The organism is Pseudomonas sp. H3_E07 (assembly GCF_054668895.1).
In genome coordinates this window covers 2,208,606-2,234,804 of the sequence record NZ_CP162795.1, presented here as the reverse complement: position 1 = coordinate 2,234,804, position 26,199 = coordinate 2,208,606, and the positions used below count along the sequence as shown (strand labels likewise).

General features: G+C 61.7%; 21 protein-coding genes and 1 riboswitch. Of the genes, 14 read left to right on the top strand and 7 right to left on the bottom strand.

Annotated elements, in window-relative coordinates:
• Nucleotides 1–10: 10 nt before the first annotated feature.
• On the top strand, nucleotides 11–1,288 hold the full coding sequence (waaA, locus tag AB4O08_RS10205) for a lipid IV(A) 3-deoxy-D-manno-octulosonic acid transferase (protein ID WP_010213652.1): 1,278 nt from the start codon (nucleotides 11–13) through the stop codon (nucleotides 1,286–1,288).
• Between the two features lie 120 nt (nucleotides 1,289–1,408).
• On the opposite strand, the gene AB4O08_RS10200 is transcribed toward waaA, so the two are convergent.
• Complete coding sequence (locus AB4O08_RS10200; RefSeq protein ID WP_010213649.1) at nucleotides 1,409–2,848, bottom strand: TolC family outer membrane protein; 1,440 nt, start codon at nucleotides 2,846–2,848, stop codon at nucleotides 1,409–1,411.
• Nucleotides 2,849–3,044: 196 nt separating this feature from the next.
• Nucleotides 3,045–3,150, top strand: a riboswitch (TPP riboswitch).
• Between the two features lie 148 nt (nucleotides 3,151–3,298).
• On the opposite strand from AB4O08_RS10200, the gene thiC reads away from it, so the two are divergent.
• A complete protein-coding gene (gene thiC / locus AB4O08_RS10195; protein WP_010213648.1) occupies nucleotides 3,299–5,203 on the top strand; it encodes a phosphomethylpyrimidine synthase ThiC in 1,905 nt (634 codons plus the stop codon).
• 166 nt (nucleotides 5,204–5,369) lie between these two features.
• Nucleotides 5,370–6,659, top strand: a complete 1,290-nt coding sequence (gene cytX, locus AB4O08_RS10190; protein WP_137205734.1) for a putative hydroxymethylpyrimidine transporter CytX — start codon at nucleotides 5,370–5,372, stop codon at nucleotides 6,657–6,659.
• Here cytX and AB4O08_RS10185 read toward each other — a convergent pair.
• On the bottom strand, nucleotides 6,628–7,374 hold the full coding sequence (locus AB4O08_RS10185) for an RsiV family protein (RefSeq protein ID WP_042571384.1): 747 nt from the start codon (nucleotides 7,372–7,374) through the stop codon (nucleotides 6,628–6,630). The two genes, cytX and AB4O08_RS10185, sit on opposite strands and share 32 nt — an antisense overlap.
• A gap of 193 nt (nucleotides 7,375–7,567) precedes the next feature.
• On the opposite strand from AB4O08_RS10185, the gene AB4O08_RS10180 reads away from it, so the two are divergent.
• The 8 genes from AB4O08_RS10180 (at nucleotide 7,568) to AB4O08_RS10145 (ending at nucleotide 16,534) form a co-directional block, all read left to right on the top strand.
• Nucleotides 7,568–8,185 carry an NUDIX domain-containing protein gene (locus AB4O08_RS10180; RefSeq protein ID WP_010213645.1) on the top strand — a complete coding sequence of 206 codons (618 nt, stop codon included), beginning with the start codon at nucleotides 7,568–7,570 and terminating at the stop codon, nucleotides 8,183–8,185.
• Nucleotides 8,176–8,625, top strand: a complete 450-nt coding sequence (locus tag AB4O08_RS10175; RefSeq protein WP_003171323.1) for a DUF1249 domain-containing protein — start codon at nucleotides 8,176–8,178, stop codon at nucleotides 8,623–8,625. The genes AB4O08_RS10180 and AB4O08_RS10175 overlap by 10 nt, the downstream gene beginning before the upstream one ends.
• Before the next feature lie 97 nt (nucleotides 8,626–8,722).
• Nucleotides 8,723–9,538, top strand: coding sequence for a 3',5'-cyclic-AMP phosphodiesterase (gene cpdA, locus AB4O08_RS10170; protein ID WP_069672804.1), 816 nt, complete (start codon nucleotides 8,723–8,725; stop codon nucleotides 9,536–9,538).
• A 205-nt stretch (nucleotides 9,539–9,743) separates the two neighbouring features.
• Nucleotides 9,744–10,352: a YqiA/YcfP family alpha/beta fold hydrolase gene (locus AB4O08_RS10165; protein WP_010213640.1), complete on the top strand. Its 609-nt coding sequence runs from the start codon at nucleotides 9,744–9,746 to the stop codon at nucleotides 10,350–10,352.
• A 45-nt stretch (nucleotides 10,353–10,397) separates the two neighbouring features.
• Nucleotides 10,398–12,305, top strand: coding sequence for a DNA topoisomerase IV subunit B (gene parE / locus AB4O08_RS10160; protein ID WP_010213638.1), 1,908 nt, complete (start codon nucleotides 10,398–10,400; stop codon nucleotides 12,303–12,305).
• Nucleotides 12,305–13,309, top strand: coding sequence for an esterase-like activity of phytase family protein (locus tag AB4O08_RS10155; protein WP_044286548.1), 1,005 nt, complete (start codon nucleotides 12,305–12,307; stop codon nucleotides 13,307–13,309). Before parE ends, AB4O08_RS10155 begins: the two co-directional genes overlap by 1 nt.
• A gap of 73 nt (nucleotides 13,310–13,382) precedes the next feature.
• Nucleotides 13,383–15,647 carry a DNA topoisomerase IV subunit A gene (parC, locus tag AB4O08_RS10150; RefSeq protein WP_010213634.1) on the top strand — a complete coding sequence of 755 codons (2,265 nt, stop codon included), beginning with the start codon at nucleotides 13,383–13,385 and terminating at the stop codon, nucleotides 15,645–15,647.
• 176 nt (nucleotides 15,648–15,823) lie between these two features.
• Complete coding sequence (locus tag AB4O08_RS10145; protein WP_074900656.1) at nucleotides 15,824–16,534, top strand: PqiC family protein; 711 nt, start codon at nucleotides 15,824–15,826, stop codon at nucleotides 16,532–16,534.
• A 174-nt stretch (nucleotides 16,535–16,708) separates the two neighbouring features.
• Here AB4O08_RS10145 and AB4O08_RS10140 read toward each other — a convergent pair whose 3' ends face one another.
• Entirely contained in the window at nucleotides 16,709–18,211 is a 1,503-nt protein-coding gene (locus AB4O08_RS10140) for an AhpA/YtjB family protein (RefSeq protein ID WP_010213632.1), read from the bottom strand.
• Nucleotides 18,212–18,344: 133 nt separating this feature from the next.
• Here AB4O08_RS10140 and serB point away from each other — a divergent pair, with 133 nt between their 5' ends.
• Nucleotides 18,345–19,559, top strand: a complete 1,215-nt coding sequence (serB, locus tag AB4O08_RS10135) for a phosphoserine phosphatase SerB (RefSeq protein ID WP_010213630.1) — start codon at nucleotides 18,345–18,347, stop codon at nucleotides 19,557–19,559.
• 123 nt (nucleotides 19,560–19,682) lie between these two features.
• Here serB and asd read toward each other — a convergent pair whose 3' ends face one another.
• From asd to AB4O08_RS10120, 3 genes are read right to left on the bottom strand one after another with little or no spacing between them, the layout of a single operon-like run.
• Complete coding sequence (asd, locus tag AB4O08_RS10130; protein ID WP_460114845.1) at nucleotides 19,683–20,543, bottom strand: archaetidylserine decarboxylase; 861 nt, start codon at nucleotides 20,541–20,543, stop codon at nucleotides 19,683–19,685.
• Between the two features lie 15 nt (nucleotides 20,544–20,558).
• Complete coding sequence (locus AB4O08_RS10125; RefSeq protein WP_198831859.1) at nucleotides 20,559–21,374, bottom strand: rhodanese-like domain-containing protein; 816 nt, start codon at nucleotides 21,372–21,374, stop codon at nucleotides 20,559–20,561.
• A gap of 57 nt (nucleotides 21,375–21,431) precedes the next feature.
• A complete protein-coding gene (locus tag AB4O08_RS10120; RefSeq protein WP_010213625.1) occupies nucleotides 21,432–22,967 on the bottom strand; it encodes an HDOD domain-containing protein in 1,536 nt (511 codons plus the stop codon).
• Nucleotides 22,968–23,133: 166 nt separating this feature from the next.
• Here AB4O08_RS10120 and motA point away from each other — a divergent pair, with 166 nt between their 5' ends.
• Nucleotides 23,134–23,985: a flagellar motor stator protein MotA gene (gene motA / locus AB4O08_RS10115; protein WP_010213623.1), complete on the top strand. Its 852-nt coding sequence runs from the start codon at nucleotides 23,134–23,136 to the stop codon at nucleotides 23,983–23,985.
• A gap of 3 nt (nucleotides 23,986–23,988) precedes the next feature.
• Nucleotides 23,989–25,008 carry a flagellar motor protein MotB gene (motB, locus tag AB4O08_RS10110; RefSeq protein ID WP_010213622.1) on the top strand — a complete coding sequence of 340 codons (1,020 nt, stop codon included), beginning with the start codon at nucleotides 23,989–23,991 and terminating at the stop codon, nucleotides 25,006–25,008.
• Nucleotides 25,009–25,059: 51 nt separating this feature from the next.
• Here motB and rsgA read toward each other — a convergent pair whose 3' ends face one another.
• Nucleotides 25,060–26,091 carry a small ribosomal subunit biogenesis GTPase RsgA gene (gene rsgA / locus AB4O08_RS10105; RefSeq protein ID WP_003171340.1) on the bottom strand — a complete coding sequence of 344 codons (1,032 nt, stop codon included), beginning with the start codon at nucleotides 26,089–26,091 and terminating at the stop codon, nucleotides 25,060–25,062.
• Nucleotides 26,092–26,199 lie beyond the last annotated feature (108 nt).

The following is a 26,199-nucleotide window of genomic DNA, read 5'->3' as shown; positions in this document are numbered from 1 at the left end:
CTCCGCCGCCATGAATAGAACTCTCTACAGCTGTCTGTTTTACCTGGCGCTGCCCTTGGTGGCTTTACGTCTGTGGCTGCGCGCGCGCAAGGCGCCGGCCTATGCCAAGCGCGTCGGCGAGCGCTTCTCCTATGGCTTGCCGGTGATGCAGCCGGGCGGGATCTGGGTGCATGCCGTGTCGGTGGGCGAGAGCATTGCCGCCGCGCCCATGGTGCGCGGGTTGCTGGCGCGTTATCCGACGCTGCCGATCACCGTCACGTGTATGACGCCCACCGGGTCCGAGCGCATCCAGGCGTTGTTCGCCAACGAGCCGCGCATCCAGCATTGCTACTTGCCGTATGACTTGCCGTGCGCCGCCAAACGTTTCCTCGATCGCGTGCAGCCGAAACTGGCAGTGATCATGGAAACCGAGCTGTGGCCCAACCATATCCACGCCTGCGCCCAGCGAGGGATTCCAGTGGCGTTGGCGAATGCACGGTTGTCGGCGCGCTCGGCCAAGGGCTACGCACGCTTTGCCAAACTGACGGCGCCGATGCTGTCGCAGATGAGCCTCTTCGCTGTGCAGACGCAGACCGAAGCCCAGCGCTTCCTGAGCCTCGGGGCTCGCCCGGAAACCGTCGAAGTCACCGGCTCGATCAAGTTCGACCTGACCATCGACCCCGAACTGCCGGCGCGGGCCGCTGCGTTACGCGCGCAATGGGGCGCCAGCGAGCGCCCGGTGTGGATCGCCGCGAGCACCCATGAAGGTGAAGATGACGTGGTGCTGGCGGCGCATCGACAACTGCTCGACAGCTATCCCAATGCGCTGCTGATTCTGGTGCCGCGTCACCAGGAGCGCTTCGGGCCGATGTTCGAACGGTGTCAGCAACAAGGCTTTGCCACGGTGCGCCGTTCCAGCGGCGACGCGGTCACCGCGCAAACCGCGGTACTGCTCGGCGACACCATGGGTGAATTGCTGTTTCTGTATGCCCTCGCCGACAGCGCTTTTGTCGGCGGCAGCCTGGTGGCGACGGGCGGGCATAACCCACTGGAACCGGCGGCCTTGGCATTGCCGGTGATCATGGGGCCGCACGTGTTCAACTTCCTCGAAATCACGGCGATGATGCGCGAAGCGGGAGCGCTGCGCGAGGTGGATGACGCCGAAGGATTGGCCGAGGCCGTGCGCCAGTTGTTCGAATTGCCGCAGGATGCCCGCAAGATGGCGCAGGCTGGCCTCAAGGTGATGCAGGCCAACCAGGGCGCGCTCAAGCGCCTGCTGGACGGTTTGGACAAACTGCTTACCCGCTGACACCACCAATCAACTGTGGGAGCGGGCTTGCTCGCGAATGCGGTGTATCAGTACCAGATGCACTGGCTGACACACCGCATTCGCGAGCAAGCCCGCTCCCACATTGGTTATACGCTGTGTTTAATAGCCGGGACGGGCCTTGAGTTGTTCGGCGGCGGCCTTGGCCAGGTCCGGCGGCAGGAAGTCGCGGTCCGGGTTGTAGTCAGCCTTGAGGTAGCGCGCCAGGTCCTGCAAGTCGCCTGGGTTCAAGGTGCCCGCGGCTTGTTTCAGGCGCAGGTTGTCGAGGATGTAGTCGTAGCGGCTGTTGTTGTAGTTGCGCACCGACGCGTAGAGCTGGCGCTGTGAGTCCAGCACATCGACGATGTTGCGCGTACCCACCTGGTAGCCGATTTCCGTGGCTTCTACTGCGCTCTGGTTGGAGATGATCGACTGGCGGCGCGCCTGCACCTGCTCCACATCGGTGTTCACCGCACGGTGCAGGTTGCGGGTGTTTTCCACCACCTGGCGGCGCAGGCCTTCGCGCTGCTGCTCGGTCTGGCCCAGGCGCGAGTAGGATTCACGCACTTGCGAGCTGGTCAGCCCGCCGCTGTAGATCGGGATGCTCAGGCGCAGGCCGATGGTGCGTTGTTCCACATCGCCACGGTACGGCGTGCCGAAAGCATTCGGGTTGCTGAAGCCCAGGGCGTCGTTGTCACCTTTTTCGTATTGCGCCACGGCGTCCAGGGTCGGTGCATGCCCGGCCTTGCGCTGCTTGAGGGTTTCTTCGGCGGCGGTGACGGCGTAGTTGCTGGCGAGCAGGTTCAGGTTCTGGCGGCCGGCGGTTTCGACCCAGGCCTTGGCGTCGTTCGGCAGCGGCGGCAACACTGGCAGCGTGTGGACAATGCCCTGGATCGAGTTGTACTGACGGTTGGTCAAGGTGATCAATGCTTCGAACGCGTCTTCCACCTGGCGTTGGGCCAGGATGCGGTTGGCGCGGGCGGTGTCGTAGCTGGCCTGGGATTGAAGGACATCGGTCTTGTCCGACAGGCCGACGTCAAAGCGTTCGTTGGACTGGTCCAGCTGGCGTTTGAACGCATTTTCTTCGGCCTTGGTCGAGGCCAGGTTGTCCTGGGCACGCAGCACGGCGAAATAGTTTTCGGCGCTTTGCAGGATCAGGTTCTGTTCGGTGGCCGACAGTTGCAGCGCAGCCTGCTCGTTGGTGGCCTCGGCCGCCTGCAGTTGGAACCAGCGGTCGGCGCGGAACAGGGGCTGGCTCAAGGTGGCGCGCCAGGAGTGCGCGTCGCGGTTGGCGGTGGCGGCGGGCGTGTCGATCTGGGTGCGCACGTTATTGATATCGGCACCACCGGTCAGGTTCGGTAGCAGCCCGGCGCGGGCCTGGGGCACCACTTCTTTTTGCGCGCCGTATTGGGCACGGGCAGCGGCCAGGTCGGCGTTGTTGTCCACGGCTTCCTGGTAGACGCTGACCAAGTCGGTGTTGGCGGACAAGGGCGCTTCAGCTGCCCAGACCATTCCGTTGGTCGCACAAGACACGGCGAGAGCCAGTGAAAGTTTGCGCAGCATGAGGCGATCCCTAGTTTAAATATTACGGTGATAATTTAGCGCCCAAGGCTAAGGCGGGCCATTCCTGGCGTCAAGCATTGTGGCGGCAACCGAGTGTAGTGGTGCTGACTCGGCGCAACAATCCCGCAATCACGCCATTCATCACGCTGAATGCACCGCTATTGGCAATTTGCCCGCGGCATGGTCTAGACTGGCCGCGTTCTTGTCGGGGTGCCTTGTTGGAAGGCTGAGATCGGTAAATACCGGATCCCGTTGAACCTGATCAGGTTAGCGCCTGCGTAGGGAACAAGATTTCTCGTCACCCGGCGAGTCCTCTTGTGCTTCGTCCGGGATGCTGTTCATTTATTGAGCAGCCCTCGTGCACAGAGCACAGCACTGGTTTCAGTGCGTTCATCCGTCCCAGGTTCGCTCCGACAAAAATCCACCGCCTGGATAGTTGGAGAGCCCGTGATGAGCACAGAAATAAAAAGTACAAAACTGAAAAACACCGTGCACCTGAGTGAATCGGCCAAGGTCGACTCCGGCTCCGTGCAGCCGTTTACCCGCTCGCAAAAAATCTACGTGCAGGGCACTCGCCCGGACATCCGCGTGCCAATGCGCGAAATCAGCCTGGACGTGACCCCCACCGATTTCGGCGGTGAAATCAACGCGCCGGTTACCGTGTACGACACCTCCGGCCCCTACACTGACCCGAATGTGATCATCGACGTGCGCAAAGGCCTGGCCGATGTGCGCTCGCCGTGGATCGAAGTACGCAACGACACCGAACGCCTGCCGGGCCTCAGTTCGCACTTCGGTCAACAGCGTCTGAGCGATGCCGAACTGACCGCGCTGCGCTTCGCCCACGTGAAGAACCCGCGTCGCGCCAAGGCCGGCGCCAACGTCACGCAGATGCACTACGCACGCAAAGGCATCATCACCGCCGAGATGGAATACGTCGCCATCCGCGAAAATATGAAGCTGGAAGAAGCCCGCGCCACCGGCTTGCTCGACCAGCAGCATGCCGGCCATAGCTTCGGTGCCAGCGTGCCGAAAATCATCACCCCCGAATTCGTGCGCGAAGAAATCGCTCGCGGCCGCGCGATCATCCCGGCCAACATCAACCACACCGAACTGGAACCGATGATCATCGGCCGTAACTTCCTGGTGAAGATCAACGGCAACATCGGCAACAGCGCCCTGGGGTCGTCCATCGAAGAAGAAGTGGCGAAACTTACGTGGGGCATTCGCTGGGGTTCGGACACGGTGATGGACTTGTCCACCGGCAAGCACATCCATGAAACCCGCGAGTGGATCATCCGCAACTCGCCAGTGCCGATCGGCACCGTGCCGATCTACCAGGCCCTGGAAAAAGTCGGCGGCGCCGCCGAAGACCTGACCTGGGAGCTGTTCCGTGACACCCTGATCGAACAGGCCGAGCAGGGCGTCGACTACTTCACCATCCATGCCGGCGTGCTGCTGCGCTACGTGCCGCTGACCGCCAAGCGTGTGACCGGCATCGTTTCTCGTGGCGGTTCGATCATGGCCAAGTGGTGCCTGGCGCACCACAAAGAGAACTTCACCTACACGCATTTCGACGAAATCTGCGAAATCATGAAGGCCTACGACGTCAGTTTCTCCCTTGGCGATGGCCTGCGTCCCGGTTCGATTGCCGACGCCAACGACGCCGCGCAGTTCGGCGAGCTGGAAACCCTGGGCGAGCTGACCAAGACCGCCTGGAAGCACGACGTGCAAACCATGATCGAAGGCCCCGGCCACGTGCCGATGCAGTTGATCAAGGAGAACATGGACAAGCAGCTGGAGTGCTGCGACGAAGCGCCGTTCTACACCCTCGGCCCGCTGACCACCGACATTGCGCCGGGCTATGACCACATCACCTCCGGTATCGGCGCGGCGATGATCGGCTGGTTCGGTTGCGCCATGCTTTGCTACGTCACGCCCAAGGAACACTTGGGCTTGCCGAACAAGGATGATGTGAAGACCGGGATCATCACCTACAAGATCGCCGCCCACGCGGCGGACCTCGCCAAAGGCCATCCGGGTGCACAGATCCGCGATAACGCCTTGAGCAAGGCGCGTTTCGAGTTCCGCTGGGAAGACCAGTTCAACCTCGGCCTGGACCCGGACACCGCGCGCTCGTATCACGACGAAACCCTGCCGAAGGACTCGGCCAAGGTCGCGCATTTCTGCTCGATGTGCGGGCCGAAGTTCTGCTCGATGAAGATCACCCAGGAAGTGCGTGAATACGCGGCCAACCAGCGCATTGAGGCGGTGGACGTGGATGTGGCCAAAGGCTTGGCCGAGCAGGCGCAGCGGTTCAAGCAGGAAGGGAGTCAGCTGTACAAAAAGGTCTGATCCGAGGCGGCGGTGCCTGCACCGCCGTCATCGCGGGCAAGCCCGGCTCCCACAGTTGATCGCGTTGTACACAGCTTTTGTGTCCACAGCCGGTCCCTTGTGGGAGCCGGGCTTGCCCGCGATAGCGATCTCCAAAACAACACAGTGTCCCTCAGAGATAACACCCTTGAGCATTCAACCCAGCACTTATTCCCCGGACATTGCAGTGTCCGCTGACAAACGCGTCTTCGGCGCCCGCGACCTGTTCTCCCTCTGGTTCTCCCTCGGCATCGGCTTGATGGTCCTGCAAACCGGCGCATTGCTCGCGCCAGGCTTGGGCCTGTCCGGTTCGTTGCTGGCGATTTTCCTCGGCACCCTGGTGGGTGTCCTGCTGCTGGCCGCTGTCGGCGTAATCGGCAGCGACACCGGCCTGTCCGCCATGGCCGCGCTCAAGCTGAGCCTTGGGGCGAAGGGCGCGAGCCTGCCGGCGTTGCTCAATTTGCTGCAGCTGATCGGCTGGGGCTCGTTCGAAATCATCGTGATGCGCGACGCGGCCAGCCTGTTGGGCACGCGGGCGTTCAGTGAAGGCAGCCTATTGGCCAGCCCATTGCTGTGGACCCTATTCTTCGGCGGTCTGGCGACGCTGCTGGCGGTCAGTGGTCCGCTGACCTTCGTGCGCCAGATCTTGCGCAAATGGGGCATCTGGTTGTTGCTCGCCGCCTGCCTGTGGCTCACCTGGAACCTGTTCGCCAAAGCCGACCTCGCCACACTCTGGGCCAAGGCGGGTGACGCTTCGATGCCGTTCGCGGTGGGTTTTGATATCGCCATCGCCATGCCGCTGTCGTGGCTGCCGCTGATCGCCGATTACTCGCGTTTCGGCAAGCGCGCCCACAGCGTGTTCGGTGGCACGGCGCTGGGGTTCTTTATCGGTAATTTCTGGCTGATGAGCCTGGGCGTGGCCTACACCCTGGCGTTTGCACCGAGCGGTGAAGTCAACGCGCTGTTGCTGGCGTTGGCTGGGGCCGGCCTGGGGATTCCGCTTCTATTGATTCTGTTGGACGAATCGGAAAACGCCTTCGCCGATATTCACTCGGCGGCGGTATCCAGCGGGATGTTGCTGCGTTTGAAGGTCGAGCACCTGGCGTTGGCCATCGGCGTGGTCTGCACGCTTATCGCCTGCTTTGCACCGTTGGCGCAGTACCAGAACTTCCTGTTGTTGATCGGCTCGGTATTCGCGCCGCTGTTTGGGGTGGTGCTGGTGGATCATTTCATCCTGCGCCGTCGTAGCGGGGGTGCAGTAGCCAGCTTGCGCTGGCCGGCGCTACTGGCCTGGCTGGGCGGTATCGCCACTTACCACTTGCTGGCCCATCTGTATCCGGACATCGGTGCAACCCTGCCGGCGCTGGTGCTGGCAGGGCTGTTGCAACTCATCCTGGGCCGGGTCTTCAGCGGCGCGCGGGCACCAGCTCAGGCTTGAGGATGCCCTCCAGGCGCGAGTACGGAATCTGCAACTCGACGTGGCCCAGGGCATACGGTGCGATGGTGGTGGTGGGGTACTTGAGGATCACGCCGCCATAAGTCAGCGCCACGTTCGGGGTTTTCTGGAAGGGGTAGGTTTTCACATACTCCGGCTCCAGGCTCAGGCGGGTGCTGATCAGCCAGCTGTTGTGAGCCACCTGGGCGGCTTTCCAGAACGCCTCTTCCTTGCCGGGCAACAGCATGTCGGTCAGGGTCAGGGCCTTTTGCTGCTGGCGCGAATAGTTGATGAATGCACGGCCCGGTTCGCCGTGGGTGGCACCTTGGTCCAGGTAGCTGGATAACTCGATGATCACCAAGCCGTCATGCTGTTCACGTACCTTGGCCTGCAGGTACATGCTGTTGCGTGGGGCGGCCGTTTTCAGGAATTGCTCGCGGTAGGTCTCAAGACTGGTCGGCAGCGGGTCGTTCGGGCTGGTGCGGGTCATTTCCAGCAGGCGCTGTTCGATCAGTGCATCCAGCTTCGGCTCCTTGGCAAAGTGCACGGTGTCGATATTCACCAGTGGGCAGTCGGCGCTGGCGCAGCCTGGCTTGCTCTGCTCGGTGGCGTCGCGGGTGGCGTCCAGCGGGGTTTTGTAACTCGGCTGGAACAGGCTTTGGCAGGCACCGAGGGTCAATGCGATGCAGGCCACGGAGGCGATTTTTAAAAGCGACATGGATGTCCTTCGTCTAGCGATAAGAGCGAAATTTGTGGAGCTTCGACTACCGGCAGGGCAGTCAGTTCGCCACTAAGCTGATTAGAGTGAGTTTGACGCCCGCCGTCTATCCCGGCAACTGGAAAGGGGCTGCATCCAGAGGCATGAGCGCGTTAGGATGGCGCCAATTGCGCAGGCTCAACGAGGAAGGGATATGACGGACATCGCAAAATCGACGCCGAGCACTATCGAAATTGTTCAGCGCGACAATGCCTACCAGGGCTTCTACAAGCTTGATCGCGTGCAACTGCGCCACGAGAAGTTCGATGGCGGCATGAGCCGGGTGATCAATCGCGAAGTCTTCGTTCGTCACGATGCCGTGTGCGTGCTGCCCTACGATCCGAAGCGCGATACGGTGGTACTGATCGAGCAGTTCCGCGTAGGCGCCATGGGTCGGACCGACAACCCGTGGCTGGTGGAAATGGTCGCCGGCCTGATCGACAAGGATGAAGCGCCGGAGGAGGTTGCACACCGCGAAGCCGAGGAGGAAGCTGGGCTGACATTCTCGGCGCTGTGGCCGATCACCCAGTATTTCCCGTCGCCCGGCGGCAGTACCGAATTTGTCCACTTGTACCTGGGCCGTTGCGACAGCTCGGGCGCGGGGGGCGTCCATGGATTGGAAGAAGAAGCTGAAGATATCCGCGTCACCGTATGGGCCTTCGAAGATGCCCTGCAAGCGGTGCGCGACGGCAAAATTTCCAATGCAGCCAGCATTATCGCCCTGCAATGGCTTGCGCTTAATCGCGCGGAAGTGAGGGGGTTATGGCAGTAAAGGCACGGGAACGTTATCGAGTCGACCTGATCGGGTTGCAAGCGGCCTGCGAGGCCAACTATGCGCGGCTGATGCGCCTGCTGCCCGACATGCGCCATGCCCCCGAGGCGCGGCGCATCGGCGTGACCCATGGCGATCAAATGCTTGGCGTGCTGGCACTGGAAGTCATCGTCAATTGCCCGTACACCACCACCCTGCGCGTGCGCCAGGAGCACAGCCTGCCATGGTTGCCGGTGCCGCAACTGGAAGTGCAGGTGTACCACGACGCGCGCATGGCCGAAGTGATCAGCGCCGAACATGCGCGGCGCTTTCGCAGCATCTATCCTTACCCCAACGTGTTCATGCACCAGCCCGATGAGAAAGCACAGCTCAATGTGTTCCTCGGTGAATGGTTGAGCCACTGCCTGGCCCTGGGCCACGAGTTCGAAGTTGTGCGGTAGATGTGAACTGCATCTGCTTCCTAAGGTTTCCTCTTGTGTCCTGCCCCAGCATAATCACGCCACACGTCCATTCCTGTGATTGCCTTGGGAGAGCGCCTTGCCGAGCGTATCCACTGTGAGCCCCGATGCGCCTGCATTGCTGGTGCAATTGTCCGACAGCCACTTGTTTGCCGAGGCCGACGGTACGCTGTTGGGCATGAACACCCGCGACAGCCTGCAAGGCGTCATCGAATTGGTGCGCGCGCAGCAGCGGCGTATTGATTTGGTGTTGGCGACGGGGGACCTGTCCCAGGACGGCACACTGGAGTCGTACCAGCAATTTCGAGACATGACCCGGCAGATCGACGCCCCGGCGCGTTGGATTCCCGGCAATCACGACGAGCCGCAGATCATGGCCCACGCCGCCGTGCACAGCGATCTCTTGGAGCCGGTGGTCGATATCGGTCACTGGCGCGTCACTCTGCTGGACTCCGCTGTCCCCGGTTCGGTGCCGGGTTACCTGCAAGACCAGCAACTGCAGCGGCTCGCCCAGGCCCTGAGCGAAGCGCCGAATCGTCATCATCTGGTGTGCTTCCACCATCATCCGGTGCCCATCGGTTGTGCCTGGATGGAGCCCATCGGTTTGCGCAATCCCGATGCGTTGTTTGCCGTGCTCGACCGTTTCCCGCAGGTACGGGCGGTGCTCTGGGGCCATGTGCACCAGGAAATCGACCGCGAGCGCAACGGCGTGCGGCTGCTGGCATCGCCCTCCACCTGCATCCAGTTCGCGCCGGGCAGTGAAGATTTCAAGGTCAGCGAGCAAGCGCCGGGTTACCGCTGGCTGCGCTTGCATGCCGACGGACGGTTGGAAACTGGGGTGGAGCGGCTTCAAAATTTTGCATTTACCGTGGATTACGGCAGCAACGGCTATTAATAGCTGTAAACGCTGATCAACATGTGGGAGCGGGCTTGCTTGCGAATGCAGTGTTCCAGTCACCGGCGGTATTGGCTGACACACTGCCTTCGCGAGCAAGCCCGCTCCCACATTGGATCTTCAGTGTATTGGGGATAGAGGGACTCACACACCACCCCGATCCCTGTAAACTGCGCCTCTTTGGCTGAGTCACGGAGAGCCTGGCATGTCTGCCTCGATCCTGTATATCCACGGTTTCAACAGTGCGCCTGTGTCCAACAAGGCCAGCCAGTTGATCACCGTGATGGGCGCCATCGGCCTGGCCGACCAATTACGCGTGCCGGCCCTGCATCACCATCCCCGTCAGGCAATTGCACAGTTGGAAGCGGCGATCGCTGAACTGGGGCGGCCACTGCTGGTCGGCAGCTCACTCGGCGGCTACTATGCAACCCATCTTGCCGAACGCCATGGCCTCAAGGCGCTGTTGGTGAACCCGGCGGTCAGCCCCCATCGGATGTTCGATGGTTACCTGGGCACCCAGAAGAACCTCTACACCGATGAAACCTGGGAACTGACCCACGATCACGTCACGGCGCTGGCCGAGCTGGAAGTACCGGCGCCCCAGGACGCCGCGCGGTATCAGGTGTGGTTGCAGACCGGGGATGAAACCCTGGATTATCGCCTCGCCCAGCAGTACTACCGGGCCTGTGCCTTGCGCATCCAGGCCGGCGGCGACCACGGTTACCAGGGGTTCGCAAGGCAATTGCCGGCGATGTTGAGCTTTGCGGGCATTGGCGCAGATCAGTATCAATCCTTCGATTTTTCTTCACTGTAAAAATCGCAGGTCACTTTTTAATCGAACGACTCACGACGAGACCCCATGGCCACTCCCAGCGCTAGCTCTTATAACGCCGACGCCATCGAAGTCCTCTCGGGCCTCGACCCGGTGCGCAAACGCCCCGGCATGTACACTGACACCAGTCGGCCGAACCACCTTGCCCAGGAAGTCATCGACAACAGCGTCGACGAAGCCTTGGCCGGTCACGCCAAGTCGGTGCATGTCATTCTCCACGCTGACCACTCCCTGGAAGTGTCCGACGATGGTCGCGGCATGCCGGTGGACATCCACCCCGAAGAGGGGGTGCCGGGCGTCGAGCTGATCCTCACCAAACTGCATGCCGGCGGTAAGTTCTCCAACAAGAACTACCAGTTCTCCGGCGGCCTGCACGGCGTGGGTATTTCAGTGGTCAACGCCTTGTCCACGCTGGTGCGGGTCAAGGTCAAGCGCGACGGTAACGAGTACCAGATGACCTTCGCCGATGGCTACAAAGCCACCGACCTAGAAGTGATAGGCACCGTTGGCAAGCGCAACACCGGCACCAGCGTGTACTTCGCGCCGGATCCGAAATACTTCGATTCGCCGAAATTCTCCATCAGCCGCCTCAAGCATGTGCTCAAGGCCAAGGCTGTATTGTGCCCAGGCCTAGTGGTGACCTTTGAAGACAAAGGCACCGGCGAGAAGGTCGAGTGGCACTACGAAGACGGCCTGCGTTCGTACCTGGAAGATTCCGTCAGCGACTTCGAGCGTCTGCCCAACGAGCCGTTCTGCGGCAGCCTGGCCGGTAATAAAGAAGCCGTGGACTGGGCGTTGCTGTGGCTGCCGGAAGGTGGCGACAGCGTGCAGGAAAGCTACGTCAACCTGATCCCGACGGCCCAGGGCGGCACCCACGTCAACGGCTTGCGTCAAGGCTTGCTGGATGCCATGCGCGAATTCTGCGAGTACCGCAACCTGTTGCCGCGCGGCGTGAAGCTGGCGCCGGAAGACGTGTGGGAGCGCATCGCGTTCGTGCTGTCGATGAAAATGCAGGAACCGCAGTTCTCCGGTCAGACCAAGGAGCGCCTGTCGTCCCGCGAGGCGGCGGCGTTTGTCTCCGGCGTGGTCAAGGACGCTTTCAGCCTGTGGCTCAACGAGCACCCTGAACTGGGCCTGGCCCTGGCCGAGCTGGCGATCAACAACGCCGGCCGTCGCTTGAAGGCGAGTAAAAAGGTCGAGCGCAAGCGCATCACCCAGGGCCCGGCGTTGCCCGGCAAGCTGGCCGATTGCGCCGGGCAAGACCCGATGCGCTCCGAGCTGTTCCTGGTGGAAGGTGACTCCGCCGGCGGTTCCGCCAAGCAGGCACGGGACAAGGAGTTCCAGGCGATCCTGCCGTTGCGCGGCAAGATCCTCAACACCTGGGAAGTCGATGGCAGCGAAGTCCTGGCCAGCCAGGAGGTGCACAACATCGCCGTGGCCATTGGTGTGGACCCAGGCGCGGCGGACATGAGCCAACTGCGCTACGGCAAGATCTGCATTCTCGCCGACGCCGACTCCGACGGTCTGCACATCGCCACGCTGCTGTGCGCACTGTTCGTGCAGCACTTCCGCCCGTTGGTCGAGGCTGGCCACGTCTACGTCGCCATGCCGCCGTTGTACCGGATCGACCTGGGCAAGGAAATCTATTACGCCCTGGACGAAGCCGAGCGTGACGGCATCCTCGACCGCCTGGTGGCCGAGAAGAAGCGTGGCAAACCACAGGTCACGCGATTCAAAGGGCTGGGTGAAATGAACCCGCCGCAGCTGCGCGAAACCACCATGGACCCGAACACCCGGCGCCTGGTGCAGTTGACGCTGGGCGACGACTTCGCCGCCACCTCAGAAATGATGGACATGTTGCTGGCGAAGAAACGCGCGCCGGATCGCAAGTCGTGGCTGGAATCCAAAGGCAACCTGGCCGAGGTTCTGGGCTGATGCGCACAGGTTTCGCCCTGGCGATCCTGATGTTGAGCGGGCTTGCGGCTACCCAGGTGGCTGCCGCGCCCGTGGCTGAGCTGAAACTGGTGTCCGAACACCCAGTGGACGGCATGCGCGGTGGCAACCTGTCGGGTCTGGCGCTGTGTGGCAAAGAGTTATGGACGGTTTCCGATCGCGACGACGACCAGATCTATCGACTTGATACCCGCGCAGCGGTGTGGAAAGCCGAGAGGTACGGGATCGTTGTGCCGCCAGTGCCTGAGTCTGGGTTGCCCTGGGGGTTGCGCTCGCGAACCAAGGCCGCGTCGTTCATTCGCGGTGGCGACCTGGATTTTGAAGGCATCAGCTGTGATGCCGAGGGAAATCGCTACATTGTCAGTGAAGCCCATGCGGCGGTGCTGAGAGTGCCGTTTTCCGGCGAGCAGGGTGATACCGAGTGGTTGAAGATCGCCCCAGGCATGGTGCGCGAAGCGCGTGCAAGTGGCATGTTGCTGCATTTCAATGCCTTGTTCGAGGGCTTGGCAATCAGCCCGGACGGCAATCAGATCTGGCTGGCGGCCGAGCGTGAGCGACGGGGCTTGATCTCGATCAAGCGTGGGCAGAGCGTTTGGGATTGTGAGGGCGCCTGCGTGTTGCTGAGCGAGGCCGGCAAGGACGTGCAGCCAGCCAAGTTCACCAATGCCAAGGCGGTATCCAAGGATTTCGCCGACCTGGCGCTGTTCAACGGCAAACTGTTTACCCTGGAGCGCAATGCGTTCCAGATTTGCCGACGCGATCCCGCCACGGCCAAGGTCGAGCTGTGCTGGTCGTTTGCCGACGAGACCCTGGCGCCCGAGCGGCGCTACGCCCAGCCTTATGGCTTGGCCGAAGCCCTGTTGATCGACGCGGAGGGGGCCTGGCTTGGCATTGACAATAATTTCGGCCCCCGCGCCGATGGTGAAAAACGCCCCATGGTCTATCGTTTCGCCGCCCCTGCCGGTGGCTGGAGCGCCCGCCCATGAGCCCCTGTTTTTTTGAATTGACCCGGTGCAGCGGCAGTTCCGCTGCGCCTTATCCGACAATGATGAGGCCCGCATGAGTGACATCCTCGCAGACAGCTTAGACGGCGTAGAACGCCGGTCGCTGGCTGACTTCACCGAAAATGCCTACCTCAACTACTCCATGTACGTGATCATGGACCGTGCCTTGCCGCATATCGGCGACGGCCTGAAGCCTGTACAACGGCGCATTATCTACGCCATGAGTGAGTTGGGCCTGGATGCCGATTCCAAGCACAAGAAGTCGGCGCGTACCGTGGGTGACGTGCTCGGTAAGTTCCACCCCCATGGCGATTCCGCCTGCTACGAAGCCATGGTGCTGATGGCCCAGCCGTTCAGCTATCGCTACACACTGGTAGACGGCCAGGGTAACTGGGGGGCGCCGGATGATCCCAAATCGTTCGCCGCCATGCGATACACCGAGGCGCGTCTGTCGCGTTATTCGGAAGTCCTGCTGAGCGAACTGGGGCAGGGCACTGCCGACTGGGGGCCTAACTTCGACGGCACCCTCGACGAACCGTTGGTGTTGCCGGCACGTTTGCCGAATATCCTGCTCAATGGCACCACGGGCATCGCAGTCGGCATGGCCACCGACGTGCCGCCGCACAACCTGCGTGAAGTCGCCACCGCTTGCGTGCGCTTGCTCGATGAGCCGAAGGCCACGGTGGAACAGCTTTGCGAGCACATCCAGGGCCCGGACTACCCGACCGAAGCGGAAATCATCACGCCGCGCGCCGACCTGTTGAAGATGTACGAGACCGGCAAGGGCTCGGTGCGCATGCGCGCCGTGTACCACATCGAAGATGGCGACATTATCGTCACCGCACTGCCGCACCAGGTGTCGGGTGCCAAGGTGCTGGAGCAGATCGCCGCGCTGATGCAGGCCAAACCGTCGAAATTGCCGCAAGTTGCCGACCTGCGTGACGAATCCGACCACGAAAACCCCTGCCGCATCGTGATCATCCCGACCAACAGCCGGGTCGACCACGAAGTGCTGATGCAGCATCTGTTTGCTAGCACGGACCTTGAGTCCAGCTATCGGGTCAACGTCAACATCATCGGTCTGGACGGCAAGCCGCAGCTGAAAAACCTGCGCAACCTGCTGGTGGAGTGGCTGGAGTTCCGGGTGCAGACCGTGCGTCGTCGCCTGCAATTCCGCCTGGACAAGGTCGAGCGTCGCCTGCACCTGTTGGACGGTTTGCTGATTGCTTACCTCAACCTGGATGAAGTGATCCATATCATCCGTACCGCCGAGCATCCGAAAGCCGAGTTGATCGCGCGTTTCGAGCTGAGCGAGATCCAGGCTGACTACATCCTCGACACCCGTTTGCGTCAGTTGGCGCGGCTGGAAGAAATGAAGCTGCGCGACGAACAGGACGCGCTGCTCAAGGAACAAGCCAAGCTGCAAGCCCTGCTGGGCAGCGAAGCCAAGCTGAAGAAGTTGGTGCGCAGCGAGCTGATCAAAGACGCCGAAACCTACGGCGATGACCGTCGTTCGCCGATCGTCCAGCGCGCTGAGGCGAAAGCTCTGACAGAAACCGAACTGCTGCCAAACGAGAAAATTACCGTCGTTCTGTCGGAAAAGGGTTGGGTTCGTTCCGCCAAAGGGCATGATATTGACGCCACTGGCTTGTCGTACAAGGCGGGCGACGGCTTCAAGACCGCCGCCGCCGGGCGTTCCAACCAGTTTGCGGTGTTTATCGACTCCACCGGGCGCAGTTATTCGGTACCGGCCCACACCTTGCCGTCTGCACGGGGGCAGGGTGAGCCGTTGACCGGGCGCCTGACGCCGCCGCCAGGTGCAAATTTCGAGTGTGTGTTGCTGCCGGACGATGATGCGCTGTACGTGATTGCGTCCGACGCGGGTTATGGTTTTGTGGTGAAGGGTGAAGACCTGCAGGCCAAGAACAAGGCAGGCAAGGCCTTGCTGAGCTTGCCGAACAACGCCAAGGTGATCCTGCCGCGGCCGGTGGATGACCGTGAGGGCAACTGGTTGGCCTCGGTGACCACCGAAGGGCGTTTGCTGGTGTTCAAGATCAGTGATCTGCCGCAGTTGGGCAAAGGCAAGGGCAACAAGATCATCGGTATTCCCGGCGAGCGCGTGGCCAGTCGCGAAGAGTACGTGACCGACATCGCAGTGATCCCGGAAGGCGCGACTTTGGTGCTTCAGGCCGGTAAACGTACGTTGTCCCTGCGTCCCGATGACCTTGAGCACTACAAGGGTGAGCGTGGCCGGCGTGGTAACAAATTGCCACGTGGCTTCCAACGTGTGGATGCTTTGCTGGTGGAAACGCCGGTTTAACGCGTATTAGAGCCCTCGATCTACGATTTAACGCGTAGATCGACGCTTTGGCGCTGGAGTCATGGCGCATATTCACGGATGATATGGCCTTTCCAGCGCCGGCGTGGCCGAGCGTGTTTAGGTTATTTTTAGTATTACATTGTGGTTCGCCTTGTGGCAGCCACCTGGATGGGATGATGACTGCTCCACGCCTTCCTTTATTTTTTATGCTCGCTGGCCTTTTGGGGCTGGCGGGTTGCAGCACACATCAGCCGGTGTCGCTGTACCAGCTGGACAGCGGAAGTCCGGCTCAACCCGCACAGACGGCTGGCATGGCCGTCTTGCTGGGCCCGGTGATCGTTGCCGACTACCTGCAACGCGAAACACTGCTGCAACGTCAGAACGACGGCAGCCTGCAAGGTTCCACGGATGGTCGTTGGGCGGGCAGCTTGTCTTCCGACATCAACCAATTGATGTTGCGCCAGGTCGCGGGTCAACTGGATAGCCAGCGTGTGGTGCTGGCGCCCGCGCCGACCGGGTTTACCCCGGATGTGCAGGTGTTGCTGACCATTACCCGTCTTGACTCTGGTGCGTCGCAACCGGCGATTCTCGATGCGCAGTGGCGCTTGATCGATCGTCGTGGCCAGGTGCGCGATAACCGCATCGTGCACCTGCAGGAGGAGCATACCGGCACCACCGCGTCCCAGGTCCAGGCCCAGGGCGTGTTGTTGCAGCATCTGGCACAGCAGTTGTCGGTGGCACTCAAGCCATTGGCCAACCAACCGCCGATTGCCGAAGTGCCGCGTAAGCAGAGCGCTCCGGTACAGGCCAAGCCGGCACAACCGCAGAAGCCGAAGATGCCGATGGCGACGCCGATTCGCACGGATATGGAAGTGTTCAGGTTCTGATCTGAAACGCGCACAAAAAAAGGCCCGCTTACTCAGCGGGCCTTTTTTTTGGGGCCAAGCGTTGGGGCCTGGCACCGTTTCACTGTGGGAGGGGGCGCGGGGATTCAGTTATTGATGGGCTAACTGATACTTCGCTATCGCGGGCGAGCCCGCTCTCACATGAGTCATACAGGGTTATTTGGTGCGGGTCTCGTGCATCCGCGCCAACTGCCGCTCCAGCATCGATGGGTACGGCTCCATCAATCTCTCCACGCAACTGGCGCCCTCTGGGCTGGCAATCGGGCGGATACGTGCGCGTTGGCGGATCAGCGTGTCTTCGCTGATCTTGCGCTCCACCAGCAACAGGTTGCGGCTGTGCTGCGACAGCGCCAGGGCGTCTTGGGCGCTCTCGGTGAGCAGCAGGTCGATCTGGGTCATGCCAAACAGATCATCGCTCACCGTCAGGCCCAACTGCAGTTGCAAGGTAATGCCGCTGTCGGCCACTTCGATCTGCAGGGCGTGGCCCAGGGCGCGCAGCAGCTCGCCGCAGCAAATCGCGTTGGTCAGGTAGTCTTCGCCACTGTCTTCGCTGTGGAACAGCATCAGCGTGCTGCCGTCGTTCAGGGTGTGCAGTTCGCTCTGATACAGCGACGCGGCCTGGTCGAGGCAGTCGCGGTAACGCTCCAGCAGCTCGGTCAGGCGTGCACGGGGCAGCCGACGCAACTGATCCTGCGCACCCAGTTGCACAGCCAATACCGCGCTGAACTGGGGTTCGGCGTTCTTCACCGGGGCCGGTTTCGGTGCGACGGCCGGTGTGCTGGCCGAGGTGTCGCGCAGGTCGGCGAACGGATCTTCGTCGTCCAGCTCGTCTTCTTCGGCTTTGAACGCCTGGCGGGTAGCAGGCTTCAGGCCCGCTACCGGAGCGTCTTGCACTTCACGCTCAGGCTCGTCGTCGTAGTCGGTTTCGTCGAGCTCGGGCTCTGGCTCCACTTCGCGCACCACCGGCTCCGGGGCGAAGCTGGCGTGCAACTGGCGAGCGAGGTCGCCGATCTCATCCTGGCGGTCGGTGGCCGGGGTGTGTTCGTCGATATCGCGCAGCCAGATACGCAATTGCATCAGCGGCGTGGAGATATGTCGGCCCAGGCGCAGGCTCAAGGCCAACGCCAACGCCAGCAGGATTGCGCTCAAGATGCCCATGCTTTGCAGGCTGATGGTCATCGGCTGCTGGAATTGCTGCATGTCCAGGCTGATGCGCAGTTGGCCAGCCTTCACGTCCTGAAACGTAATATTGCTCTGGTACAGGCCTTCGGCTTCACCCAGCAGGCCGTTTTTCGGGCGCTGCCCGGCTTCGGCCATGATCCGGTTGTCCACGCTGTAAATAGCGGCGTGAGCCACCAGCGGGTTCTTGGTCAGGTTGTTGAGCAGCACGTTGAGGCTGAGAATGTCGTTGGACACCAACAGCTCAGTCGCCGAGGTGGCGGTCTGGGTGGTCAAGCTCTCGCCCAGGGCGTCGGCTTGCTCGTGCATGGCCTGTTTGAACTGCAAACCCATCACGCAGGCGTAGATCACCAGGGCCAGGGCGACCAGGATCACGTTATGGCTGGCGATGCGTAATGCGATCGGTACACGGCGGTGGCGCAGTGCCCGGAAGATCAGCAGGAAGAAGTTATCGGTTTTTACTGGCGTGGGCCGGTTCACTTGCGCTCGGCTCTTGGTCCGTGAAGTTGACGCGCAGTATAGCGACAGCCCTAGAACCGGCAAAGCGCTGGCTGTGCCCGATGGTCACTGAAAGTGGGTAGAATGCGGTTTTTTTCCAGCCTGGGGGTGCGCCTTGCGCGAAATTGTCCTGATTAACATCACTGGGGAAGACCGCCCGGGTCTTACCGCGGCCATTACCGGCGTTCTGGCCCAGGGTGGTGTGAACATTCTCGACATCGGCCAGGCAGTGATCCACGACACCCTGTCGTTCGGCATCCTGGTCGAGATTCCGAGCACTGAACAGGCGTCTTCAGTACTCAAGGACATCCTGTTTACTGCGTATAAGCTGGATCAGCAGGTGCGCTTCACCCCGGTGTCCGAAGAGGACTACCAGCACTGGGTGGCTGGTCAGGGCAAGAAACGCCACATTGTGACGCTGCTGACCCGTAAGGTCACCGCCGAGCAACTGCAGCGCGTCAGCTCCATTACTGCGCAATATGGCTTGAATATCGACCATATCGACCGTCTGTCGGGTCGCATGCCGCTGGATACCCCGGCCGACCAGGGCAAGGGCTGCATCGAGTTCTCCGTGCGCGGTGAGCCAGCCGACCCGCAAGCCTTGCGGGCCGAGTTCCTCAGCGTGGCCCAGGAGCTGAACGTCGATATCGCCTTCCAGGAGGATTCACTGTTCCGGCGTAACCGTCGCCTGGCGGTGTTTGACATGGACTCCACGTTGATCGAAGCCGAAGTCATCGATGAACTGGCCAAGGCTGCGGGCGTCGGCGAGCAGGTTGCCGAAATTACCGAGCGCGCCATGGCCGGTGAACTCGACTTCCGCGCCAGCTTCAAAGAGCGCCTCGCGCTGCTCAAGGGCCTGGACGTGAGTGTGCTGGATTCCATCGGCGCCTCCCTGCGCCTGACCGAAGGCGCCGAAACCCTGTTCGCCGAACTCAAGCGCCTGGGCTACAAGACCGCCATCCTGTCCGGCGGCTTCACCTACTTCGCCAAGCAATTGCAGGCCAAGCTGGGCATCGACTACGTGTTCGCCAACGAGCTGGAAGTGGTGGATGGCAAGGTGACCGGCATGGCGGTCGAGCCGATTGTCGACGCACAGCGCAAGGCGGATCTGCTCAAGGAGTTGGCCCACAAGGAAGGTTTGCGTCTGGAGCAGACCATTGCGGTCGGCGACGGTGCGAATGACTTGCCGATGCTGGCGATTGCCGGGCTGGGTGTAGCGTTCCGCGCCAAGCCACTGGTCAAACAATCGGCGAAGCAGGCGATTTCGACCTTGGGGTTGGACGGCGTGCTGTATCTGCTGGGCTTCCGCGACCGCGACGGTCAGCTGTAACTGAATAAATGCGGTAAAAAAATGTGGGAGCGGGCTTGCTCGCGAAAGTGGTGGTTCAGTCACTGACGTGTTGACTGATACTCCGCATTCGCGAGCAAGCCCGCTCCCACATTGGGTGTTTTGTCAGGCTTTAGGTAAAGCGATACCCTGGCCCATCTGCACCGGCGAACCCGCCACCAGCGCTTCAGCCCACGTCACCTGACCCGGCCCAAACAGCACGATCGCGGTCGAACCCAGCTTGAAGCGACCCAGCTCCGCGCCTTTCTCCAGGTGAATCGGCGCGCGTGCAGCCTCGTCATAGCGGAAGGTTTTCAGCTCACGCTTCGGCGGTGTCACCAAGCCAGCCCATACGGTTTCAATCGACGCCACAATCATCGCACCCACCAACACCACGGCCATTGGGCCGCGTTCGGTGTCGAAGATGCAGGCAACCCGCTCATTACGTGCGAACAGCTCGGGTACGTTTTCAGCGGTGGTCTGGTTGACCGAGAAGATGCGGCCAGGAATGTAGACCATCTCGCGCAGGGTGCCGGCCAGTGGCATGTGCACACGGTGGTAGTCCTTGGGCGACAGATAAACCGTGGCGAAGTCACCGCCCATGAACGGCGCTGACAAGGCCGAATCGCCACCCAGCAGCTCCAGCACGCTGAAACTGTGCCCCTTGGCCTGGAACACCCGACCATGCTCGATCGGCCCCAACTGGCTGGCCGCGCCATCGGCTGGGCTCAGCACCGCACCTGGGGTTTGGTCCAGTGGGCGCGCGCCGTCTTTCAGGGCGCGGGTGAAGAAGGCGTTGAAGTGCTCGTAGGCGGTCAGGTCTTCAACCAAGGCCTGGGACATGTCCACTTGATAGCGCTTGGCGAACCAGGCAGTGAAGGCATTCTTGAACCAACGCACGCGGCATTCGGCAATGCAACCGGCCAGGCGCGACAGCAAGTGGTGCGGCAGCAAGTACTGGCTGAGGATAAACAACTGCTTTTTCATAACTGTCCTTAAACCTTAAATCTCGACGGGGGTGTCGGGGTGGTTGCCCCATTCGCCCCAGGAACCGGCATAACCTTTGACTCGCGGATAACCGAGCGCCTTGGCCGCCAGGTAGGTGAAGCCAGAGCGGTGGTGAGTCTGGCAGTGGGTGATGATTTCTTTGTCTTTGGTCAGCCCGAGGTCTTCGAGGATCTGCGGCATGTCGCGGCGGATACGCAGGTTGCGCGCCTTGTCCATGCCGGACGTCCATTCGAAGTTCACTGCGCCGGGAATGTGCCCGCCTTTGGCTGCGAGCACTTTCTCGCCGGAATACTCCAGCGGACCGCGTGCGTCCCAGATACCCAGGTCGGGCGCGCCGAGGCGGCTTTGCAGGTATTCGCGGGTGGCTGTTGGGCCATCATGCAGCGTCAGGCTGACGGGGTTGCCGACCGGGGTGGGCACGTCAGTCGAAACCGGGCGTTTTTCTTCCAGCCAGGCCAGCAGGCCACCGTCGAGGTAGTGGTACTTCTGGTGGCCGATCACGTCGAGCATCCAGATGAAGCGCCCGGCCCAGCCACCGCCTTCGTCGTCATAGACCACGTAAGTGGCGTCCGGGGTGTGGCCCAGTTCGCCGAACAGTTTCTCAAGGTCGGCCTTGTTGGGCAGCAGGCCAGGCGCCGGCGGCTGGCCCAGTTGGGTGCGCTTGGGGTCAACGAAATGTGCGCCGGGGATGTGCCCTTCGGCGTAGCGGGCGGCACTGGTAAGGTCCACCAGTATCAAGTGTTCGGCATCGAGGCGACCAAGCAGGTCGCTGGGTTCGATCACCAGCGGCAAGCCAGAGAAGTCAGGCATGTGAGGTCTCCTGTGCACAAATGTTGGCGATAAAAGAGGGCGATTGTAGCGCAAGCATCAGGCGCTGCGGTTGGTAAAGCAGTGCAGGGCTTTCTCGATGCATTGGGCGGTTTTACCGAAGGCCTGCACGGTGGTTTCCGAGAACGGCCCACCGCCCTGGTCGGCCACCATCAGCATCACCACCTTGCCATTGCAACTCAGGGACCGCAGTAACAGGTGTTCGCCGGTGAACAGGCGGCGCAGGACCGGCGGCAGCAAGGCCGAGAACTGGGCGTGGTTTTCAGGGTTGAGGCGCACTTGGGCGGACTTTTCCAGCAAGCGCTGCAGCAACGTACTATTGACCACATCCAGGCTCAAATTGGCTGCATCCTTCGGCAGGCCATCGGCCTGGTGCACACGCAACGTACTCAAGGCGCGGTCAGCCATCAGCAGCATGACCCGCTGCATACCACTGGCCACCAAGGCCTCCTTGGCGCACGTGGTCAAGTGCATGGCGTTGGCAAAGCGGCTCGGCTCCACCAGCAGTTCAGTACAGCGTTTGCGCCACACGGCCAGGGCCTCGGCGGTGGGCGGCGGCGCGGGGAGCAGGCCGCGATGAATCTTCTGTACATGCCACGGCCAGATCAGCGACAGCGCCGGGTGCCAGAGGTCAGGCATCAAGGTGGTGCGGGCGCTGGTGACAGCCTGTTGGTGGACCAGTTGCTGCACCTCGCCCAAGGGCTGTTGCAGGTACAGCGCAGTGAGCAACTGCCAGCGTTCGGTGTGCGGGCAGGTCCAGGACTCCTGGGCCGACATTGCCAGGCCGTTGGCCAGCAGCACGGTGTTGGCCGGCTGGTTCAGCCAGCGGCGCAGGTTGGGTTCGGCATCGAGCAATTGCTGGTGGCGCAGCGGGTCGTCTTCACGGGCGATGTGCAGGGCCTTGACCAGCAGGCGCTGCTCGCTCATCAGCAACGTGTAGCCCTGGGATACCCAGATCGGCAGGTGCCAGGCTTCGGTCAGGCCGACGCACAGGTCCAGCAGGCGCACGCCGAACAGTTCTCGCTCGACCTCGCGGGCTGACTGGCCTTTGTGGATCACCCGCAGTTCCCATTCTTCCAGGAGTTTGGGATAGGCGACCGCCATTGGCCACAGCGGCGACAGAAACAACAGGCTGCCCCAGTGAATGTCCTGCCACAGCCGCGCCAGGCGACTGCCGAACAAGCCGTTGGCTTGCTGCGACGCGTGCTGGCTGATCAGCAGAAGTTGGCGCAATGCCACGGGGATCTCATTGGCCGGCACCGAAGGCAGACGTGCCAGCAGTTCTTCGGCGCGCTTGAGGCCCAGGCGGTTGAGCGCCACTTCAAGGTTTTCTGCCGGTTCCGCCAGGCTGCCATGGGTGTGGCTGTTGGCCTCGCGCATCACGCTGAGGACGAGCGCCGGGCTGCTTTGCATCAGCTCGGCAATATCTCGCAATGAACTGCGGCTGTCGCGGATGCCTTTGCACACGCGGTCGTGACTGGCCTGGGGGACAGGCAGCCGTACATCGTCCAGGCACTTGATCCAAGCGGCGAGAGAGTTGGGTTTTGCAGTTGGGACTGTCGTTTCATTAGCCATGATAGGGGCGCGATCATCACTTGCGGTCTACACGCCCGGAGCGGGCCGAACTGGCTTTTCGCCTTAACGGGCTATAGTCTGGCGCAGTTTTGCCGATAAGTAGAACAAGAGTTTTCTGCTACACCCAATATGTCCATGAACCCGACGGCGCAAGTACTCATCTCCTATGGCTAAAATTATCGGCATCATCGTCGTCTTCGCGAGCGTGCTCGGCGGGTACGTCCTGTCCCACGGTAAAATTGCGGCACTGATCCAGCCTTTCGAGGTGATGATTATTGGCGGTGCCGCACTGGGTGCCTTCCTGCAGGCGAACCCCGGCTACATGACCATGCACGTGATCAAGAAGTCGCTGGGCATGTTCGGTTCGCGCTTCACCCACACCTTCTACCTGGAGGTGTTGGGCCTGGTCTACGAGATCCTCAACAAGAGCCGCCGCGAAGGCATGATGGCCATCGAGGCCGACATCGAAGACGCCGCGGCCAGCCCGATTTTCGCCAAGTACCCGGCCGTGCTCAAAGATGAGCGCATGACCGCCTACATCTGTGACTACCTGCGCATCATGTCCTCCGGCAACATGGCCCCCCATGAGCTGGAAGGCCTGTTCGACATGGAATTGTTCAGCCTTAAAGAAGAGCTTGAGCACCCCTCCCACGCCGTGACCGGCATCGCTGACGGTATGCCGGGTTTCGGTATCGTCGCGGCGGTACTCGGCATCGTGGTGACCATGGCGTCCCTGGGTGAGGGCGACCAGGCTGCCATCGGTATGCACGTGGGTGCGGCATTGGTCGGTACCTTCTTCGGTATTCTCGCGGCCTACGGCTTCTTCGGTCCGCTCGCCACCTCCCTGGCCCATGACGCCAAGGAAGAAATCAACCTGTACGAGTCGATCAAGGCCAGCCTGGTCGCCTCCGCTTCCGGGATGCCGCCATCGCTGGCGGTGGAGTTCGGTCGCAAGGTGCTGTACCCCAAGCACCGCCCAAGCTTCGCCGAGCTGGAACAAGCGGTTCGCGGTCGCTAAGCCATGGAAAACAACCAGCCGATAATCATCAAGCGCGTCAAGCGCTTCGCTGCGGGGCACCATGGCGGCGCTTGGAAGATCGCCTTCGCCGACTTTGCGACGGCGATGATGGCGTTCTTCCTGGTGCTGTGGCTGATGTCCACTGCCACGCCGGAACAGAAGATCGCCATTGCCGGCTACTTCAAAGACCCGATTGGTTTCTCGGAAAGCGGCACGCCCTTCGTGATCGACCTGGGCGGCTCACCGCAGTTGGCGCCTGAGCGCACCATCAACCCGGAAATCAAGACCGAATCGCCTCAGGAGAAAATCCCGATCGAGCGCGATACCGTCGAGGCCATGGCTGAACAGGTCGAGCAGGAGCGTCTTGAGCTGTTGCTGCAAGAGCTGCAGAACAAGGTCGAGGAAAACCCGCAGTTGCTGAAGTTCAAGGATCAGATTTCGTTCGAGATCACCCCGGACGGTTTGCGCATCCAGATCACCGATGCGGCCAACCGACCGATGTTCGACTCGGGCAGTGCGCGCTTGAAGCCGTACTTCGAAGACATCCTGCTGGCCATGGCCGACACCATCAAGGCGGTGCCGAACAAGATCAGCATCAGTGGCCACACCGACGCCAAACCCTATGCGGGGCAGGGCGACTTCGGCAACTGGGAGCTCTCGGCCAACCGTGCCAACGCAGCTCGTCGTGCGTTGGTGGCCGGTAGCTACCCGGACCCGCAAGTCGCGCGCGTGGTGGGGTTTGCGTCTTCGCAGTTGTTTGATGCGAAAGACCCGTTCAACCCGATCAACCGCCGTATCGATATCGTGGTGCTGACCAAAAAGGCCCAGCGTGCGATTGAGGGTGACCCGCCGCCGGCACCGCAACCCACCCAAGGTGCAGGCGCGCCGGGTGAAGTGCCGGCCGATCCGAACGCTATTCCGCCAGGACAGGAGCCGTTGCCGGCGCATGAACTGCGCCAGAAGCTGAATTTGTTTGATGAGGGTGGGGTGAAGGATCCAACGGTGCCAGGTACGGGTTCGTAGGCTTCACATACAACAAGGCCGCGATGATCGCGGCCTTGTTGTTTCAGCAGTTTAATAACTGCTTTCGGGCAGACTCGCAATAATCGACCGATAGCTGTTCATCCGCTGCTGCTGCACACGCCCATCCTCCAGCGCCTTGAGCAACGCACAGCCCGGCTCGCGGTCGTGTTTGCAGTCGCGGAAGCGGCAGGTGCCGATCAGGTCGTTGAATTCGATGAAGCCCGCTTCCACATCGCTGCGGCTGACGTGGCCGAGGCCGAATTCGCGGATGCCTGGGGAGTCGATCAACTCACCGCCGCCGGGGAAGTGGAACAGCCGCGCGGTGGTGGTGGTGTGGGTGCCCTGTCCGGACAGTTCCGACAGCGGGCCCACGCGGGTGTCGACTTCCGGCAGCAGGCTGTTGACCAGCGAGGATTTACCCACGCCTGACTGGCCGACAAACACGCTGATGCGCCCGTCCAACTGCTGTTGCAGCTGTTCCATACCATTACCGTGATGCGCCGAAACCTCCAGCACCGGGTAACCGAGGGTGCGGTACACCGCCAGCAAGGCGTTGAGCGCCGGGGCGTTCTGTTCGTCGATCAGGTCGAATTTGTTCAACAGCAACAGCGGGCGGATGCCGGCGTGCTCGGCTGCGACCAGGTAGCGGTCGATCAGGTTGGCATGCGGCTCAGGCAGTGGCGCGAACACGATGACAATCATGTCGACGTTGGCCGCCACTGGCTTGAGCTGGCCGCGGCTGTCCGGGCGGCGCAGTTCGGTGGTGCGAGGCAGTTGGGCGACGATCACGCCGATGCCCTGGTTGCCGGCACGCCAGACCACTTTGTCGCCGGTGACCAGCGCAGGCAGGTTGGCGCGCAGGTGGCAACGGGATACCGAGCCTGCGAGTTCGCCTTCCAGCGCCTCGACTTCGACCTGTACACCAAAGTGCGCGATCACCAGGCCCGTTTGCTCGGGGCCCAGGTCGCCGCCTTCAAGCGCTTCCACGGCGGAGGATTCACGTTTGGCGGCGCGAGCGGCGCGTTCACCTTGAATCTTTTCGATGCGCCAGTTTTGGCGACGGTTGAGCTGGCGTTTGGCCATTGGTGTTCCGTGTCGATAATACAAAGGTTGGGTAAAACGGTCGCGAGTCTAGCATGCCCCTGCCTGCTAAACTGCGCAGCTAAGCCAAGGTGCCAAGAGAATCAAGCC